The 18,067-nt window shown below is 72.6% G+C and carries 13 protein-coding genes; 8 read left to right on the forward strand and 5 right to left on the reverse strand.

The features are described 5' to 3' along the window. Positions 1 to 96: 96 nt before the first annotated feature. Positions 97 to 3,708, reverse strand: coding sequence for a discoidin domain-containing protein (locus OG494_RS14795; RefSeq protein WP_328455981.1), 3,612 nt, complete (start codon positions 3,706 to 3,708; stop codon positions 97 to 99). A 283-nt stretch (positions 3,709 to 3,991) separates the two neighbouring features. On the opposite strand from OG494_RS14795, the gene OG494_RS14800 reads away from it, so the two are divergent. Beyond that, positions 3,992 to 4,432: an SRPBCC family protein gene (locus OG494_RS14800; RefSeq protein WP_328455983.1), complete on the forward strand. Its 441-nt coding sequence runs from the start codon at positions 3,992 to 3,994 to the stop codon at positions 4,430 to 4,432. Here the strand turns inward: OG494_RS14800 and OG494_RS14805 are convergent. Further along, positions 4,419 to 5,294: a MerR family transcriptional regulator gene (locus OG494_RS14805; protein ID WP_328455985.1), complete on the reverse strand. Its 876-nt coding sequence runs from the start codon at positions 5,292 to 5,294 to the stop codon at positions 4,419 to 4,421. The two genes, OG494_RS14800 and OG494_RS14805, sit on opposite strands and share 14 nt — an antisense overlap. A gap of 415 nt (positions 5,295 to 5,709) precedes the next feature. On the opposite strand from OG494_RS14805, the gene OG494_RS14810 reads away from it, so the two are divergent. The 3 genes from OG494_RS14810 (at position 5,710) to OG494_RS14820 (ending at position 8,681) form a co-directional block, all read left to right on the forward strand. After that, positions 5,710 to 6,090 carry an STAS domain-containing protein gene (locus OG494_RS14810; protein ID WP_328455987.1) on the forward strand — a complete coding sequence of 127 codons (381 nt, stop codon included), beginning with the start codon at positions 5,710 to 5,712 and terminating at the stop codon, positions 6,088 to 6,090. 75 nt (positions 6,091 to 6,165) lie between these two features. Beyond that, positions 6,166 to 7,464: a DUF1800 domain-containing protein gene (locus tag OG494_RS14815; RefSeq protein ID WP_328455989.1), complete on the forward strand. Its 1,299-nt coding sequence runs from the start codon at positions 6,166 to 6,168 to the stop codon at positions 7,462 to 7,464. Continuing rightward, positions 7,461 to 8,681 carry a DUF1501 domain-containing protein gene (locus OG494_RS14820; protein ID WP_328455991.1) on the forward strand — a complete coding sequence of 407 codons (1,221 nt, stop codon included), beginning with the start codon at positions 7,461 to 7,463 and terminating at the stop codon, positions 8,679 to 8,681. The genes OG494_RS14815 and OG494_RS14820 overlap by 4 nt, the downstream gene beginning before the upstream one ends. 4 nt (positions 8,682 to 8,685) lie before the next feature. Here OG494_RS14820 and OG494_RS14825 read toward each other — a convergent pair whose 3' ends face one another. From OG494_RS14825 to OG494_RS14835, 3 genes are all read right to left on the reverse strand, one after another. After that, complete coding sequence (locus tag OG494_RS14825) at positions 8,686 to 9,981, reverse strand: sensor histidine kinase (RefSeq protein WP_328455992.1); 1,296 nt, start codon at positions 9,979 to 9,981, stop codon at positions 8,686 to 8,688. After that, the gene (locus OG494_RS14830) at positions 9,978 to 10,649 is read right to left on the reverse strand and encodes a response regulator transcription factor (protein WP_328455993.1); all 672 of its coding nucleotides are present in this window, start codon (positions 10,647 to 10,649) and stop codon (positions 9,978 to 9,980) included. Before OG494_RS14830 ends, OG494_RS14825 begins: the two co-directional genes overlap by 4 nt. 87 nt (positions 10,650 to 10,736) lie before the next feature. Further along, complete coding sequence (locus OG494_RS14835) at positions 10,737 to 11,168, reverse strand: Hsp20/alpha crystallin family protein (protein WP_328455994.1); 432 nt, start codon at positions 11,166 to 11,168, stop codon at positions 10,737 to 10,739. 255 nt (positions 11,169 to 11,423) lie between these two features. Here OG494_RS14835 and OG494_RS14840 point away from each other — a divergent pair, with 255 nt between their 5' ends. From OG494_RS14840 to OG494_RS14855, 4 genes are all read left to right on the forward strand, one after another. Beyond that, a complete protein-coding gene (locus tag OG494_RS14840) occupies positions 11,424 to 12,947 on the forward strand; it encodes a choice-of-anchor A family protein (RefSeq protein WP_328455996.1) in 1,524 nt (507 codons plus the stop codon). A gap of 234 nt (positions 12,948 to 13,181) precedes the next feature. After that, positions 13,182 to 14,672 carry a hypothetical protein gene (locus OG494_RS14845; protein WP_328455998.1) on the forward strand — a complete coding sequence of 497 codons (1,491 nt, stop codon included), beginning with the start codon at positions 13,182 to 13,184 and terminating at the stop codon, positions 14,670 to 14,672. Continuing rightward, on the forward strand, positions 14,669 to 16,180 hold the full coding sequence (locus OG494_RS14850; protein ID WP_328456000.1) for a hypothetical protein: 1,512 nt from the start codon (positions 14,669 to 14,671) through the stop codon (positions 16,178 to 16,180). Before OG494_RS14845 ends, OG494_RS14850 begins: the two co-directional genes overlap by 4 nt. A 5-nt stretch (positions 16,181 to 16,185) precedes the next feature. Continuing rightward, the gene (locus OG494_RS14855; RefSeq protein WP_328456002.1) at positions 16,186 to 18,024 is read left to right on the forward strand and encodes a glycosyltransferase; all 1,839 of its coding nucleotides are present in this window, start codon (positions 16,186 to 16,188) and stop codon (positions 18,022 to 18,024) included. Positions 18,025 to 18,067: the final 43 nt, after the last annotated feature.

The following is an 18,067-nucleotide window of genomic DNA, read 5'->3' on the forward strand; positions in this document are numbered from 1 at the left end:
TCCCGAAGCTAGGCGTGTCGCTGCCAGCCTAGTTCGTCGGCACGGACGAAATCAGCCCCCGAGTTCGTCGAAACCGACGAACTCGGGGGCCGGGCGTCAAATCAGCTTGGCCGCGACGTTGTACGCTTCCACCTGCAGCCGGGCCTGGGGCACCCGCCGCGTCGGGTCGACGCGGATCGTGCGGCTCTCCCCCGGCAGCAGCCAGAAGTAGTTGTCGTCGTAACGCGTCGGCAGCACCCGATCCTTCCCGTTCTTCTCCCGCAGCGACAGCCGGATCATCGCCGCGACGGTCCGGCCGGTGTTGCGCACCGTCGCGACGTAGCCGGTGCCGTCCGGCCGCAGCGACGTCGTCAGCTGCGCGCCCGGGAGCTGGTTGAGCGCCCGCATCGCGGCGTCGGTCCGGTACCGCCAGTACGTGTTCTCCGACAGCACCGCGCCGTGGGCGTCGGTCAGCGAGAGCCGCAGCAGGTGCAGGTCCGGCAGCCCCGCGTCGAAGGGCACCGTGAAGGTGTCCGTGGCCTCGATCGGGGCGACGTCGACCTTCTGCTGCCGCGTCGCGCCGAGCGGGGCGCCGTCCAGCCCGTACAGCCGCGCCGACGCCGTGACGCCGCTGAGTGCGGACGGCGTGTGGTTGACCACCCGGACCTGCCACGTCGAGAGGTCGGCCTGGACGTGGTACGCCTCGCACCCCTTGCGGGCGCCGTAGTAACTGCCGTTGACGTCGAGGTCGTAGTCGTAGGTCTGCCAGACCGTGCTGTGCCACGCCGGGTGCGACATCCACAGCAGCACGCCCGTGGCGTCGGCCCACAGCTTCGTGTTCCACGCCTCGAAGATCGCGCGCATGCTCTCGTAGTTGACGAACTGGGCCTTGCGGCAGAACTCCGCGAGGCTCGTCGACGGCGCCAGGCGCGCGTCGATGGCCGCCAGGTAGGTCTGCGGCGACTGGTTGCCGTTGGTGGACCAGTCGTGCAGGAACCACGGCGCGCCGATCGGCCAGCCCGCGTCACCCTCGCCGACGAGGTTGCGCATGCTCTCGACGACCGACACGGTCGGCAGCCCGATCTCGCTCCAGAACCCGTGCTTGCCGCCGGTCGCTTCGCCGGTGAAGTACTGCTTCGGGTCGAGCCAGCGGTACGGGCCGTCGCCGGTGATCACACCGCCCGCGGAGTTGCCCTGGTAGAGCAGATCGGTGTTGGTGGTGACGATCTCGCGCAGCGCGTTGTCGATCACCGCCGGCGGGGTGCCTTCGTTGCAGCCGAACCAGACCGTCGCGCACGCGTGGTGGCGGTAGCGCAGCACGGTGTCCTTCGCCTGCGCGAGGAAGATGTCGTGGTTGGCCGGGTCGGTCGACCAGCCGTCCCAGAACTCGTTCCACAGCAGGATGCCGTACTTGTCGCAGGCGTCGAACAGCTCCTGGCGGTAGGACGAGCCGACCCAGTTGCGGATCAGGGTGAAGTTCATGTCGCGATGCATCGCCACGACGGCGTCGGTCCGCTCCTGCGGCATCCGGCGCAGCAGCTCGTCCCAGCCCCAGCTGCCGCCGCGGGCGAACACCTTGACGCCGTTGACGAGGAAGGTCAGCGGTTTCGGGCTGTTGTCCACCGACACCGCGTCGGTCCAGGTCTGACCGTCGTCCGACACCTGGATGGTGAACGTCGCCGCGTAGGCCGTCTCCCAGGTCAGCACAACCTTGTCGAACGCCGTCGCGGCGCCGAGGTCGACCTGCAGCCACTGGTTGTCGTCGTAGGCCGACGTCCAGCGCGTGTCCGGGTCGCCGTCGACGGCGTTCTCCGGCGGGTTGCCGTCCGCGACCGACAACGACGTCGCGGTCTTGCCCTTCGCCAGGTCGGTATCCGGCGCGGCACTGTCCACAACGGACATCGTCCAGAGCGAGAAGCCCCAGCCGGTGGCGCGCTTGAGGCCCTGCATCCGGACGTACCGGGCGTTCCGCGGACCCAGGTCGACGCTCTGGGTGGCCCGGCCGTCGGCGATGACGATCGGCAGGTCGTACCGGTAGCCGATCTGGCGCAGGCCGATCTTCGTCGTCCGGCGGTCGCTGGTGGACGCGCCGATCGCCGCGGTGAGCGTCAGGTCGTAGAGGTTCGGGTCGCCGTACCCGTTGGGCCACCACAGCTTCGGGTTCTTCACCTGCTGAGCCGGGAACACGACGTCCGTGGCCTGCCCGGCCGGGACGGTGACCGTGCTCGACACCTTCACCGGGCCGAAGGCGGCGGAGACCTTGATCCGCTGCGCGGTGGCGGCGGCGTTGCGCACCGGCACGGTGAGCGTGACCTCGGCGGTGTCCGCGCCGGGCAGCTTGGTGTCGACGCGCACGTCACCGAGCACGGCGGCGCCGGTGGAGCGCAGCCGGACGTGGTCCCAGATGCCCGCCGCGCGGTCGCGCACCGCGGGCATCCAGTCCCAGCCGGAGACCGCGAGGTAGGTCGGCGAGTTGTCGAACATCGTGCTGCCGGCGTCGACGAACGACTGCCCGGCCGGCCCCTTGTCGCTCGGGCTGCCGGGCCGCGGCATCGGCGAGATCTTGACCGCCAGGGCCTGGTCGCCGGTGCGCCGCAGCGCCGCGGTGACGTCGAAGACGCCGCGGCCGAACGGGTGGCTCTGCGTGCCGATGTTCGCGCCGTTGAGCCAGATCGCGGCCTCGTGGTTGACGCCGTCGAGTTCCAGCCACACGTGCCGGCCCGGCGAGGTGTCGAGGCCGCGCGGGAGGGCGAAGCGGCGGCGGTACCACCAGGCGTGCCGGGACAGCGCTTCCGGGATGTGCATGTTGTGCATGCCGGACACCGGATCGGGCAGCTGGCCCTGCTCGACCAGCGACGCGAGCACGGTGCCGGGCACCGTCGCCGGGAGCCAGCCGCGGGTGTCGACCGACGCGCCGGACAGCGCGGCGCCGTCGCCGGTGGGCGACCAGTCGTCCATCGTGAGCACCCAGCCGGACTCGAGCGGCACGGTGCCGTCGGGTGCGAGCGCCAGGGCGGGCGGGTCGTCGTGCGGGCGCACCGGGAAGCTGGTCCAGCCGCGGACGGCGGGCCGGTGGTCGCGGCTGGTGCCGAACACCTGGAAGCCGTTGAGGCCCAGCGGGTTGGTGGTCGAGCGGCTCGCCGCGGTGAACCGCACCCAGCGGGCGGTGACCGCCACCGGGATCGTCACCACGCCGCCTGCCCCGGCGTCGGTGTGGTGGACAGTGCGCCAGGCCTTGCCGTCGCCGGAGACGTCGAGGTCGAAGGCCACCGCGTAGCTCGAGAAGACCTCGTCGCCGACGGTGTGGGTCCGGGACGCGCCGAGGTCGAGGGCCGGGTCGCCCGGCTTGGCCTCGAAAGTCAGCACGACCGACTCGATCTGGCACTGGCCCTGCAGGTCGACGACGATCCACTGGCCGTCACCGGGGGTGGCGCGCCAGCCGGAGCCGCGGACGCCGACCTGGGCGAGGCCGTCGACGGCGAACTCGGCCGGGGTGGCGGCGTAGTCGGCCGAGGAGACCTGCACCGGCCGGAACAGCGCCAGGTCGGTCCGGGCGTCCTGGCCGTCGGCCGCCGCGGGCGCGGCCGAGGCGACGCCCGGCAGCACGGCCGCCAGGCCGAACCCGGCCAGCAGCCCGGTGCCCACGGCCAGGACGTTCCGCCGGGACACCGAGGCCGTCGAGGACACCGAGGTCATCTCCACGGGCTCGTCGCCGTACTCCTCCGCCATGCGAACTCCGTTCTCGAAGCGGCAGTCACGCACGGCACGAGGGCCCGGAGGGTGTCGGCGCCGGTGACTGACAACGTTGCCAGTGAGCATCCGCCGCGCTCGCGGGGACGGTCAAGAAGACAAGGAAGACAAAAATTAGGAATAATGACATCGATGTCGGCAACCGTGCCCGGTGTCCCGTTCACCGGTGCCGCCGTCCTGCCGGACGGGGTCGCGCTCGGTACGGTTGCATCGACTTCGCACCGAAGCGCCGGCGCGGGTCCACCCGAGGAGGCAGCACGCCATGGTCCAGGTCGAACGCACCGTCACCGTCGCCACCCCGGTCGAGCAGGTCGCGGCCTACCTCGCGGACTTCGCGCACACCGAGGAGTGGGACCCGGGCACGGTCCGGTGCACCCGCACCGACGCCGGCCCGGTCGCGGTCGGCGCGCGGTGGCACAACGTCTCGGAGTTCCGCGGCAAGGAGACCGAGCTCGACTACCGGCTGACGCGGCTGGACCCGGACCACGTCACGTTCGTCGGCGAGAACAAGACGGCCACCTCGACCGACGACTTCACCTTGACCTCGGGCCCGGACGGCACGACGGTCCACTACCAGGCGACGATCGTCTTCCACGGCGTCGCGAAGCTCGCGAGCCCGCTGCTCAAGCGGGAGTTCGAGCACCTCGGCGACGACGTGGTCCCGGCCCTGACCGCCGCGCTGGAGAAGCTCACGACACGCTGACGCGGCCGGCCGCGAGATCGGCCGCCGTGCCCAGGTCGTCCACCGTCGTGAAGCCGCGCTCCCCCAGGTGCGCCCAGCCCGGCCCCGCCGCCACGACGTCGCGGCCGAGGTCGCGCAGCCGGAGCACGAGGCGGTCGTCGGCGGTCGGGGCGGCCATCGACCACAGCACGACCAGCACCGGGTCGAGGCGTTCGGCCAGGTCGGTGAGCGTCTCGGCCGGGACGAGCTGGCCGAGGTAGCGCACCGGCACCCCGGACTCGGCCAGCGTTGCCCGCAGTGCCTCCATCGGCAGCGAGTGCCGTTCGGCGGGGCAGCACGCCAGCAGCACCGGCCGGCCCGGCACCGTGTCCGGGAACTGTCGGCCGAAGCGCTCGAGGGCGAAGGAAGCTTCCGTCGTGAGGGCCCATTCCGACGCGAAGCAGACGTCACCGCGCTGCCAGCGGTCCCCCAGCTCCCGCAGGACCGGGACCAGGACGTCGGTCCACGCCGCGGCCGCACCCAGCGTGGAGAGCGTCTCGTCGATCAGCGCGGCGACCGCTTCGAACTGCAGGTCCTCGGCCGCTTCCGTGAGCTCCCGCACCCGGTCGCCGGCCGGGACGCGCGGGCGCGGCGCGGCGGTGAAGGCCGCGGCGGCCGCTTCGCGCACCGGCATGCCGCGGGTGATCAGGCGCTGCATGTGCTGCAGGCGGCGGACATCCGCGTCGGAGTACCGGCGGTGCCGGCCCTCGCTGCGGGCCGACGGCCCGATCCCGTACCGCGCGCTCCAGCTGCGCAGCGTCACGGGCGAAACGCCGAGCAGCTCGGCGACCTTGCCCGGCGCCCACGATCCCGCGGCCGGGACGGGTATCGCGCCGACGTCCATCCGGATCCACCGTCCTTTTGCCACCCACCGGCCCGATGGGCTGTCGCGGCAGCATAGCGACGCCACCGCGGCGGCCGACCGGCACGACGGCGCCGGCGCGGGGACGCGGCCGGCCGGGGCGGTGACCGGGCCGCGTCCCCTCCGGCGCCGTCCGGCGCCGGTGATCCGGCCCGCGTCAGCCGGATCCGGGCCGGTCGGGTGGGGTGGCACCCACCACGGCCGGCGGCGAATCGGGGAAGCGTTGTCCTGTCCGGCCAAGCTACACCCGGACCGCAACGGTTGGGCATCGCTGTCGCACGGATGCAGTACCCGCCTTGAGGCTCTCCCGTGCGGACGAAGGCCGTGTGATTTTCCGGTCGCGGGGGTACCACCATGCCGGGGAGCCGTTCCACCGTCGAGCACGGAAGACGACCGCATGACCGATCAGCACACCGCGCCCGTTATCGGGAGCACCGGCGACGCCGGGATCGTGACCGTCCGCTGCGCCGGCGACCTCGACCTCGGTTGCGCGCCACGGATGCGGCAGGCGCTGCTCGCCGCCGTCCGCGACTGCGCCCGCGGGGTCGTCGCGGACCTGAGCGCCGCCACCTACTGCGACTCCCTCATCTTCAGCGTTCTCCTCGAGACGCACCGGGCCGCTCGCGCGCGCGGCGTGCCCTGGGCGCTTGCCGCCGACCGGGTCACGGTGGCGCGGCCGCTCGCGATCCTCGGTCTGGACGGGCTGCTGCCGCTGTACGAAGACCTCGACGCGGCCGTCACGGCGCTCGGCGGGGAGCCGGCGACGCGCGCCTGCTGACCTCGCCTGTGGATCGGCTGAAGAAACCCGCCGCACGCTCGCGGGTCCCGGGCCGGGCGCCCCAGGATCGGGGTCATGGTGGTCCTCTCCGAACGAGCGGCGGTGCGACGGCTGCACGACCGGCTCGGCTTCGGCCCGCGGCCCGGCGACCTCGACCGCGGGTTCGCCGAGACCCGCGACCGGTTGCTGGACACCGGCCCCGATGCCGGGGCGGCCGCGACGCCGATGCCCGCCCTCGGCGCGCCGCCCGAGCGCCCGGGCAAACAGGACAAGGCCGCGAAGCAGCAGGCGACCAAGCAGCTGCAGGCGCAGGCCGCCCAGGCCACGCTCTGGTGGCTGGACCGGATGACCGCCACCGACGTCGCGTCGGTGGAACGGCTGACCTGGTTCTGGCACGGGCACTTCGCCACGAGTGAGCAGAAGGTCCGCAGCCCGGAGCTGATGCTGGCGCAGAACCAGGCCCAGCGGGACCACGCGCTCGGCAGCTTCACCGACCTGGCGCGGGTGATGGTCGTCGACCCGGCCCTGCTGCTGTGGCTCGACGGCAACAGCAACAAGGCGGGCAAGCCCAACGAGAACCTCGCCCGGGAGTTCATGGAGCTGTTCACCCTCGGCGTCGGTCACTACACCGAGGACGACGTCCGCGAAGCCGCGCGGGCGCTCACCGGGTGGACGGCCCAGCGCGACACGACCACCGCGAAGCTGGTGCCGAAGCGGCACGACAACGGCGAGAAGCACATCCTCGGCGCCACCGGCGACTTCGCCGCACAGTCCTTTGTGGACTTGGTGCTGGGCCGGCCGGAGTCGGCGCCGTTCGTCGCCGGCCGGCTCTGGTTCCGGCTGGTGTCTTCGGCGCCGCCCGCGGCCGACGTCCTGAACCGGCTGGTCGCCGCCTACGGCAGCCGCCGCGACATCCGGGCACTGCTGCGGGCGATCACCGCCGAGCCGGCGTTCCACGACAGCGCGACGTCGCTGGTCAAGCAGCCGGTCGAATGGCTGGCGGGCCTGCTGCGCGCGTTCGGCGTGCGGCCCGGTTCGCTCGACGAAAAGACCCGCGCGCAGCTGCCGGCCGGGCTGCGCGGGCTCGGTCAGGTGCCGTTCCTGCCGCCCAGCGTCGGGGGCTGGGCGGCGGGCGGCGCCTGGCTGACGACGTCCGCCGGCGTGGCCCGGCTGCACCTGGCCCAGCTGATCGCCGCGCACGCCGACCTAGGCGCCGTCGCGAAAGCGTCGGACAAAGCCGGCGCGATCGGCGAGCTCCTCGGCGTCGACGCGTGGTCGGACCGGACCCGGGCCGCGCTGGCCGGGGTCGCCGGCGACGTCCGCCAGCTGGCCACCGTGGCCGCCTGTGCCCCCGAATACGTAGTGAGTGGGTGACGATCGTGCAGGTCAACCGACGCCGGTTCCTCACCGCGACCGGGGTGACGGCCGCCGCGGCGCTCGCCGCCGGCGCGACCCAGGTCGACTGGGCGCGGCTGATGTCGGCCGCGCAGGAGAACCCCCTCGACCCGAACGCGGGTGTGCTCGTGGTCGTCACCCTCTACGGCGGCAACGACGGCCTCAACACGATCGTCCCGGCGGGTGACAGCGTGTACCAGAACGCCCGGTCCGAGCTGGCCTACAAACCCGAAGAGGTGCTCGACGTCGGCGAAGGGCTCGGGCTCAACCCGGGCCTGAAGGGGTTCAAGAGCCTCTGGGACGGCGGGCAGCTGGCGATCGTGCGCGGGGTCGGCTACCCGAAACCGGACCACAGCCACTTCCGGTCGATGGCGATCTGGCAGACGGCGTCGCCGGAGACGTCGGTGCCGACCGGCTGGCTCGGCCGCTGGCTCGACGCGACCGGCGACGACCCGCTGCGCGCGGTGTCGGTCGACCCCGTGCTGCCGCCGTTGCTGGCCGGTGCCCGGACCGCGGCCGCGTCCCTGCCGGTCGGCGGGCTCGCCCTGCCGAAGGGCGCGCTCGGGACGGCGTTCCAGGGCCTCGGCGCGGCCCAGGCCGGCGAGGGCTACTGGCAGGCCAGGGCGGCCCGATCGGTCGGTGACCTGCACCGCGCGGTGGCGACGCTCGGGGCGCACGCGTCCGCGAAGGACAAGGGGAAAGCCCAGCCGCGCAAGGGAGAGCTGGCCGCGCAGCTCGACGTCGTCGCCGGGCTGATCGAGGCGGGGGTGCCGTCGCGGGCGTATTCGGTGTCGCTGGGCGGCTTCGACACCCACGCCGACGAGCGCGGCACCCAGCAGCGGCTGCTCACGGAGCTGGACGGCGCGCTGACGCCGTTCGCGCAGCGGCTCGCGAAAACCGACCGCGGCAAGCAGGCGGTGGTGATGGTCTACTCGGAGTTCGGCCGGCGGGTGACGGCGAACGCGAGCCAGGGCACCGACCACGGCACTGCGGGCCCGATGTTCGTGCTGGGCGCCAACGTCCACGGCGGCTTCCACGGCGCCGAGCCGAGCCTGAGCGACCTCGACGACGGCGACCTCAAGCTGACCACGGACTTCCGCGACGTCTACGCGACGATGGTCGAGGACGTGCTGGGCTCGGACGCGGGTCAGGTCCTGCCGGGCCACCGCGGCCGGCTGACGGGCTTGTTCGCCTGACGCCTCACGCCGGCGGCAGCCCGGCCAGCCGGAAGCGCGCTCCCCCGCCCGGCGCGGCCTCGCACCACAGGTCGCCGCCGTGCGCCCGCGCGAAACCCCGCGCGATCGGCAGCCCCAGCCCCGAACCACCCTGGCCGCGGGCCTCGTCCAGCCGCACCAGGCGGTCGAAGATCCGCTCCCGCTCGGCACCCGGGACACCCGGGCCGGTGTCGGTCACCGTCACGCCGTCCGGCGCGACCTCGAGGGTCAGCGTGCCGTGGCCGGCCATCGCGCGGACCGCGTTGTCGGTGAGGTTGGCCAGGATCTGCGTCAGCCGGGCGCTGTCGCCGAGCACGCGGGCGTCCGGGCCGGTGACCTCGACCGTCACCTCCGGCGCCGTCAGGCCCACGCGGTCGGCCTGGGCCCGGGCCAGCGCGAGCAGCGCCACCGGGGCGCGTTCGAGGTCCGCGCCCGCGTCGAGACGGGCCAGGTCCAGGAGGTCCGCGACGAGCTTCCCGGCCCGCTGCGACTCGCGGACCACCAGCAGCTGCAACCGGGTCGGGTCGGCGCCGGGGGGCAGCTGCAGCAGGGCTTCGGCCGCCGCCTGCACGCCGGCCAACGGCGTCCGCAGCTCGTGGGCGGCGTCCGCGACGAACCGCCGGGTGCGCGCCTCGGACGCCCGCGCCGTCCGCTCGGCGCCTTCGAGGGCGTCGAGCGCCGAGTCGAACGCGGCCGCCGCGCGACCCAGCTCCGTCGTCGTCCGCTCCGGCGCGAGCCGGCCACCGCGACCGCCGGAGACGATCGAGCGGGCCAGCCGGGTCATCGCGTCCAGCGGGGCGAGCGCGAACCGGACCGCCAGCAGCAACGCGACCGCGGCGACGAGCAGCGCGGCCAGCCCGGTGGCCAGCAGCACCCACCGCAAGCTCTGCTCGGCGGCCGCCACGAGGGTCTCGTCCGCGGTCAGCGTCAGCTTCGCGCCGTTGATCCGGGGCGGGCCGGTCAGTGTCGCGCGGACCTGGCGGATCCGGTCGGCGGGCGGCAGGTCGGCCGCACCCAGGAACGTGCCGTCCGGCAGCGCCAGCGACGCCTGGACCCCGCGGGTTTCCATCCGCCGCAGCAGGTTCTGCGGCGGCACGTTCTGCTTCGCCAGCTGCTGGGCCAGCTGCACGCGGGCGGTGAGCAGGCCGTTGACGTCCTTCTCGGCCTGGGCGCGGAACACCGTGTCCACGACGAACCCGACGGCGACCAGCACCACCGCGAGCACCACCAGCACGGTGACGGTGACCCGGCGGCGCAGCGACACCGTCCGCAGCCCGGTCACGGCTCGCCGCGCAGGACGTACCCCTGGCCGCGCACGGTGTGCAGCACGCGCGGGCCGTGCGCCTCCAGCTTGCGGCGCAACGTGCTCACGTTCACCTCGACGAGGTTCGCCGCGTAGTCGCCGTAGCCCCACACCGCGGTCAGGATCTGCGTCTTGCCGACCACCCGGTCGCGGTGCTGGGCGAAGTACACCAGCAGCTTCCACTCGGTCGACGTCAGCTCGACCTCGGCGGCGCCGTACCGGACGCGGCCGCCCTCGACGTCGACCACCAGGTCGCCGATCTCCACGGCCGCCTGCGTGCGCCCCGTCCGGCGCAGCACGGCCGTCACCCGCGCGACCAGTTCCGCCAGCACGAACGGCTTCACGACGTAGTCGTCGGCGCCGTCGCCGAGGCCGCGCAGCCGGTCCTCGACGCCGTCGCGCGCGGTCAGCATCACGACGCCGGCGGCCGACACACGGCGGATCAGGCGCAGCAGCTCGAACCCGTCGCGGCCCGGCAGCATCACGTCCAGCACCACGAGATCCGGGCGGGCGCGCGACAGTTCGGCCTCCAGCCCGGCGCCGTCGGGCAGGGACCGGACGGCGAACCCGGCCGTCGCCAGCGCCGTCTCGACCGCGACGCGGATCGCTTCGGCGTCCTCGACGACCAGGATCCGCGGGGCGTTCACCGCCCCAGGGTAACGCCGTCCACAGTGGCCGGTCGCCGAACGCGCGAAAGCCGGCCCCGGACGTCCGGGGCCGGCTCTTCGTGGCGGTCAGGCGGTGATCTTCTCCTTCGCCGCACCGGAACCGACGGTGATGTGGCGGGACTGGGCCCGCTGCGCCACCGGGATCCGGACGGTCAGCACGCCGGCGTCGTAGTCCGCTTCGATGCGGTCGGCGTCGAGGGTGTCACCGAGGAGCAGGCGGCGGGTGAACACCCCGCGCGGACGCTCGCTGACCTGGTACTGAGCGCCTTCGGCCGGATTGGCGGGCCGCTCGGCGCGCACGGTCAGGACATTGCGCTCGACGTCGAGGTCGATCGAGCCGGGCGTGACACCGGGCAGGTCGAACTGGACGACGAAGTCGTCGCCGTCGCGGTAGGCGTCCATCGGCACGCTCGCCGGGCGGCTCGCCGTGCCGGTGGCGCCGAAGCACTGCCGGCTCAGCCGGTCGAAGTCGCGGAACGGATCGGTACGCAACACCATTTCGGGTCTCCTTCCCACCAGGGGTTCGTGGCCGGGGCGGTGGTGGCTCGCCTTCGCAAAGTTGACAACTACGGACTCAACTTAGTTGTTCCGGTGCTACTCAACCCGAGGCTGTGACGCCGGGCACAGCCAGTGCCGCCCGGGTGACCCCCATCGGGTGGATAACCGCTCGATGGGCGGATCGTCGCGGGTCAGGCGGTTATCGTCCGGTCGAAGCGTCCACAGTGGACCGATGCTGGACAGGGAGGGGATCCCGTGCGCGTGACCCATGCCGCTCTGGCCGCGCTGGCGGCCTGCGGGCTCGTGCTGCTCGCCCTCCCCGCGCCGTGGTCCGCGCACGCCGACCCGCTGCCCGGCGGCCTGGGCCCGTGCGTGCCGGGCAGCTGCCCCGCCACCTTCCCGCCGGTCGGGAACGGGTCGTTCGCCGGGCGCGACAACGGCGTCAACGTCTTCGTCGGCGGCACCATGCGCGTCACCGGCAGCGCGGCCGAGGCCGAGGGCCGGGTGGTCGTCGGCGGCGACTTCACGCTGCGCAAGACGTCCGGCTCGTCGATCTACAACGTCGGCGTGGCCGGGGTCGGCTCGCGCGTGCCGCCGCCCGACGGCGCCGACTTCCTGACCGTGGGCGGCGACCTCACCGTCGCCGACACCCAGCGGCTAGACGCGGTCGGCGACTCGGGCGGCGGCGTGGTCCGCCACGCCGGGTCGGTGACGGGCACGGTGCTCGGCACCGTCGTCCACGACCCCGCGGCGATGAAGCCATACGCGGGCCTGCGCGAGGACCTGACGGCCGCGAGCCGGTGTTACGCCCGCGTCGACGGCGCGCCGCGGCCCGCCACCGGAACGGTGGTCAACCAGGGCTACCAGACGCTCTTCACCGGCGACGGCAAGTCCGCGCTGCAGGTCTTCAACCTCACCGCCGACATCGCCGGGCCGGGCGGCAGCACGCAGGGCATCACGTTCGACGGCATCCCGGCCGGCGCCACGGTGCTGGTCAACCTCACCGGCGGCCCCCGCACGATCAACACCTACAGCGGCACCCTCGACGACAACGACCCGCTGAACAAGCTCCGCTCCCGGCTGCTGTGGAACATCCCGGACGCCACGACGCTCACCCTCACCGGCAGCGGCCAGTTCCAGGGCAGCGTGCTGGCCGGCAACCCGGAGGGCACCACGACGATGACGCTCCCGGGCAGCAACGGCCGGTTCTTCACCACGGGCAACCTCGTGCACGGCTCGAGCGCCGGCCCCGGCAGCGGCCAGGAGTTCCACGCGTACCCGTTCACCGGCGACCTGCCGTCGTGCACGAAGCCCGAGCCGCCGACCACCACACCGGGCACCAGCACGACGACCACCACATCGACGACCACCACATCGACGACTTCGACAACCCCCACCACGTCGACCACCGGCCCGGCCACGACCGAGCCCACCACGACAACGGCTCCCACCACGACGGAACCGACCACGAGCACATCCGAGCCGACGACCACCAGCACGGCACCGACGACGGACACGACCACCACGGCAACGACCACCACGGCCACGAGCACGTCCACCGCGCCGACCAGCACCACCGGCGACACGACGACGAGTCCCGTGGACACCACGTCGTCCAGCAGCACCCCGCAGCCGGTGCCGGTGCCGGCCACCGGCGGCGGCTCCGGCCGCCTGCCGGACACCGGAATCGACGTCGGCCCGCTGCTCGGTCTCGGTGCGCTGCTGGTCACCGGGGGTGCCGCGCTCGTGCTCGTGACCGTCCGCCGCCGCACCCGCTGACCAGACACGTATATCCACAATGGACCGATATTTCACACTGCGGCCTCACGGGCAGCGTGTCACCATCGGGTGAAGTACCTCGCGGGCCCGTGGACCTAACAAGGGCGTAGCACTCCTGTAATGAAGTGTCATTACGGTCCCCGGGGCATGTCGATCGGGCAGATGGCGGACTCCGCACAGGTGGCGGATCCGCGAGGTGAACGGGTGCTTGCGGTAGAAAACGGGAAAACGAGAGTGTCGCGGGGCTGGTTGCTGCCCGTTTTCGGGGCGATGCTGGGCGCGCTGGTCTTCCTCGTGGTGCGAGGCAGCCTGACCGACGACAGCTACATCACCCTCGCGTATGCGAAAAACCTCGCGGAACACGGTGAATGGGGCATGATTCCCGGTTCCCCGGCGAACTCCGCGACGTCGCCGCTGAACATCCTGCTGCTCGGCGCGTTGACGCTGGTGACGCGGATCTTCGGCGGCGCGCACCCGGTGATCGCGCTGGGCGTGCTGACGGTGGTGTGCGGCGGCGCGCTCGGCTGGGCGTGGCAGCGGATCGGGCGGGTGCTGTCGCTGCCGACGGCGGCGGGTGTGCTCGGCGTCACCTTGGTGCTGCTGAACCCGTTCGTGTTGTCCGCCATCGGGCTGGAAGTCCTGCTCATCCCCGCCGTCCTGCTGGTGCTGACGGCGCTCGCGCTCGAAGGCCGGCCGGTCTGGTTCGGTGTCGCCGCCGGGCTGGCCATCCTGACCCGGCTCGACCTCGTCGTGTTCGTCGTGGTGATCGCGCTCGGCACGCCCGCGATCCGGCGGCGGTTGCTGCCCGCGGTGGGCTTCGCGGTCCTGACGACCGCGCCGTGGTTCCTGGTCAGCTGGATCGCGTTCGGCTCGTTCGTGCCCGACACGCTGGTGATCAAGCAGTCGCAGGCCGGGCTGTTCGCGCCGTGGAGCTACAGCACCGGGCCGATGATGTACTACCTGGGCTGGCCGGTCACCGTGCTCGTGTCGTTCCTGCCGGCCGTTGTCGGCGTGGTCGCGCTCGCCGGGTGGGCCGCGGCGCGGTTCGCCGTCCGCTGGCCCGACTTCCCGCCACTGGGCCCGGTCGCGGCGCTGGCCGCGGGCGGGATCGTTTACTACATCGCCTATTCCTACCTCGGCGTGGGCCCGTTCCACTGGTACTACGTGGCGCCGGTGACGGCGACGAGCGCGTTCGCCGTCGCCGCGTTCGGCAGCTGGTACGCCCAGGCGCACGAGAAGCCGGCGCTGCGGACCGGTCCCCCGCTGCTCGCGCTGGGCCTGACCGGGGTGCTGGTGCTGGGCGGCGCCGCGGTCGACGCCTCGCAGGGCCTGCCCTGGAAGTCGCCGGTCGTGTTCGGGAACTGGGCCAGCGCGCAGGACTACGCCCGGGTCGGCACCGAGCTCGGCAAGCGGCTCGACGGCGCGAGCGTCGCCAGTCCCGGCGAGATCGGCACGCTGGCCTACTACTGCCAGTGCGCCATCCTCGACGTCTTTTCCGATCGCGGCGAGGCCGTTTCGCTGGTCCAGCAACGGATCGCGACGGCGAGCCCCGTGATGAGCCTGGCGCTGCGGGTGAACTACCACTGGCTGGACCGCTCGGCCACGCCCCGCAAGCGGGACTACCGGCTGCAGTACGCGTCGGGCCCGGCCACCGGGCCGGACAGCTGGCAGGTGTACTCGGCGGCCAAGGGCGTCGGGCACTTCGTCCTCACCCGCGAGCCGTGAGCGTCGCCCATCGGGAGCCCGCTGTGGACGCGGCTCCCGAACGGCGGCCCCGCACCCCACGGCGCTGGGTGCTGCCCGTAGCCGTCGCCGCGGGTTCGGCGCTGGTGTTCGCCGCGGTGCGCCCGCACCTGATCGACGACACGTTCATCACGCTGTCCTACGCGCGCAACGTCGCCTTCCACGGGCACTGGGGCCTGATCACGGCCGAGACGTCGAACACCGCGACGTCACCGTTGAACGTCCTGCTGCTCGCCGTGCTGACGTTCGTGCTGCGGGATGCCGTGCTCGCCTGCGGTGTGCTGTTCGTGCTCGGCCAGGTGGCGCTGGTCCTCGCGCTGCGCCGGACCGGGACGCGGGCTGGCCTGCCGGCCTGGTTCGCGCCGGCCGCCGTCGCGCTGCTCACGGTGAACCCGCTGCTGCTGTCGTCGATCGGGCTGGAGGTCGAGCTCGGCGCGGCCGGGATCGCCTGGCTGCTGGTCTGCGCCGGCGAACGGCGGCCGATCGCGTTCGGCGTGCTGACCGGCCTGGTCGCGCTGGTCCGGCTCGACCTGGTCGTGGTCGCCCTGGTGCTCTTCCTGCTGCGCCGCCGGTTCTGGGAGAAGGCCTGGCAGACGGTGCTCGCCGCGGCGGCCGTCGCCCTCCCCTGGTTCGCCTTCAGCTGGGTGGTGCTCGGGTCGGCGGTGCCGGACACGGTGATCATCAAGACACTGCAGAAATCCTGGGGTACCTGGGACTTCGGCAACGGCGCGGGACTGTATGCCCGGGTCTTCCCGTGGGCGACGGCGCTGTCGTTCCTGCCCGCCGCCCTCGCGCTGGGCGCCTTCCTGCTCTGGCTGGCCGGCTCCGGCCGCCGTGGTCCACAGTGGACGAAGGTGCTGCCGTTCGCCCCGCTGGTGCCGGCCGGGCTCGCGCACTACCTGGCCTACACGCGGCTGCACGTGCCGCCCTACCACTGGTACTACGGGCCGAGCCTGGTCACGGTGACGCTCTTCCTGGTCGCCGCCGCGGCCGCCTGCGTGCGCCTGCCCGCCCGGGTGGCCGGCGCGGTCGCCGTCACCGGGGTGCTGGTCCTGAGCGTCGGCTTCTACGTCTCGGACGGCCTGCCGCGGCGGTTCGCGCCGCTGATGTCCAACCACGACTCGACGGCGGACTACGAGCGGATCGGCCCGGAACTGGGCCGGCTGCTCGGCGGCGGCACGGTCCGCAGCGGCGGGGAGATCGGCGTGCTCGCCTACAGCTGCGGCTGCGCGATCGTCGACCTCTTCGACGACCGTGGCGCCGTCGGCCCGGCCATCACCGCACGGAAGGCCGACCTCGGCGCGCTCGGCCGCGCGCTCGTGGACGTCAACTTCCGGTACTTCGACCACGGCGACCGGCCGATCGTCACCGACTACGCCCTGGTGCGCGGTGATCCGCCGCCGGGTGCGCTGGCCCACTGGACACTGTCGTCGCCGTGGGCCGGCACCCAGCAGCTGTATCTCGTCCGGGGCAACGGAAGCGGAGCTTGAAACAGATGACCGACCTCACCGCGCAGCGCGGCCTGTACGCGGGCCCGGCGCCGATCGTCAGCAAAGACCTCTACGCCGAGGTTCGCACCGGTTCGGCGATCCGGGACCGCGGCTCGATCCGGCTGGACCCGGGCACGCAGGTGTCCGGTAACACGTACTTCGGGCGGTTCCCGGCCTCCTACTGGCAGCGCTGGACCACCGTCACCGAAGTCTCGGTCGAGGCCGTCGTGACCGGCACCGGGCTGCTGTCCATGGGTGCCTCCGACGTCGAAGGGGAACCGCGGGTCATCGAAGCCGAGCAGGTCACCGACGTCACCCAGCACAAGGTCGCCCTCACCGGCAAGCTCGACAAGTTCTACGACGGCGGCGCCCTCTGGCTCGACCTCGAAACCGAAGGCGGCCAGACCCTGCGCGTCGAACAGGTCCGCTGGACCGTCGAAGCCCCGGAGACGATCCGCCCGACCGCGGTCACCATCTGCACCATGAACCGCGCCGACGACTGCCTCAAAAACCTGCAGGCGTTGGCCGCGGACGTGTCGTCGCTGGACACGCTGGACGCGATCTACGTCGCCGACCAGGGCACCGACCTCGTCGAGTCCCGTGACGGGTTCGACCAGGTCGTCAAGGACCTCGGGGAGAAGCTGCACTACATCAAGCAGCCGAACCTCGGTGGCGCCGGCGGGTTCACCCGCGGGCTCTACGAGGTCGCCGGGCACACCGCCACCGCCCACGCCAACGTCCTGTTCATGGACGACGACGTGCTGCTCGAGCCGGACCTGGTGATCCGGATGACGGCGTTCTCCAACCGCGCCGCCAACCCGATCATCGTCGGCGGGCAGATGCTGAACCTGTTCCACCCCAACCAGCTCCACGTCGGCGCCGAATACGCCCGGTTGAACACCCTCGAGCCCGGTCAGCCGGTCGAGCACTCCCTGACCACCGCGGACCTGCTCGGCGTGGACGAGGAGACGTTGAAGCCGAACCGGCAGGAACGCCGCCTCGACGCCGGGTACAACGGCTGGTGGTCGTGCCTGATCCCGTACGAGGTGGTGCAGGCCACCGGGTATCCGATGCCGTTCTTCTTCCAGTGGGACGACGCCGAGTACTCCTACCGGGCCCGCGCGCACGGCTTCCCCACCGTCACCCTCCCCGGCGCGGGTGTGTGGCACGCGGACTTCCACATGAAGGACTGGGACGAGTGGCACCGCTACTTCAACCTGCGCAACTCCATCATCACCGCCGCGCTGCACTCGCCGTTCAACCTCAACCTGCTCTCCCGCGTCCTGCTCGCGCAGCTGGTGCGGTATCTGCTGGGGATGCAGTACGGGCTGTCGGCGACGCTGATCAAGGCCGTGGAGGACTTCCTCGAAGGCCCGGAGGTCCTGCGTGACGGCGGTGTCGAGGCGATGAAGGAGATCCGCCGGATCCGCGACCAGTACCCGGAGACCAAGCGCCACAAGGCCACCGACGTCCCGGGCATCGCGTCCAACGACATCGGCATCATCAACAGCGCCCCGCCGCCGAGCCGGACCGTGGTGATCTTGCTCAAGCGGCTGCTCGACCAGACCCGGGGCCGCCACCGCTTCGGGCTCGGCGCCGTCCCGGCCGACGAGGCCCACTGGTGGCACACGTCGCTGTTCTCGACGGTGGTCGTCACCGACGCCAACCAGGACGGCGTCCGCGTCCGCTCCTACGACCGCGCCAAGACCTTCGACCTGGCCAAACGCGGCGTCCGGGTGATCCAGCGGCTGCGCAAGGAGGGCGCCGGGGCCCAGGCGCGGTACCAGGGCGCCGTGCCGGAGCTGACCTCGCGGGAGAACTGGACCCGGCTCTACGGCCTCTGACGGCCCCTACCGCATCGGTCACCGGAAACTCCTGGAGATTCGC

The organism is Amycolatopsis sp. NBC_00438 (genome assembly GCF_036026695.1).
Classification (GTDB): domain Bacteria; phylum Actinomycetota; class Actinomycetes; order Mycobacteriales; family Pseudonocardiaceae; genus Amycolatopsis.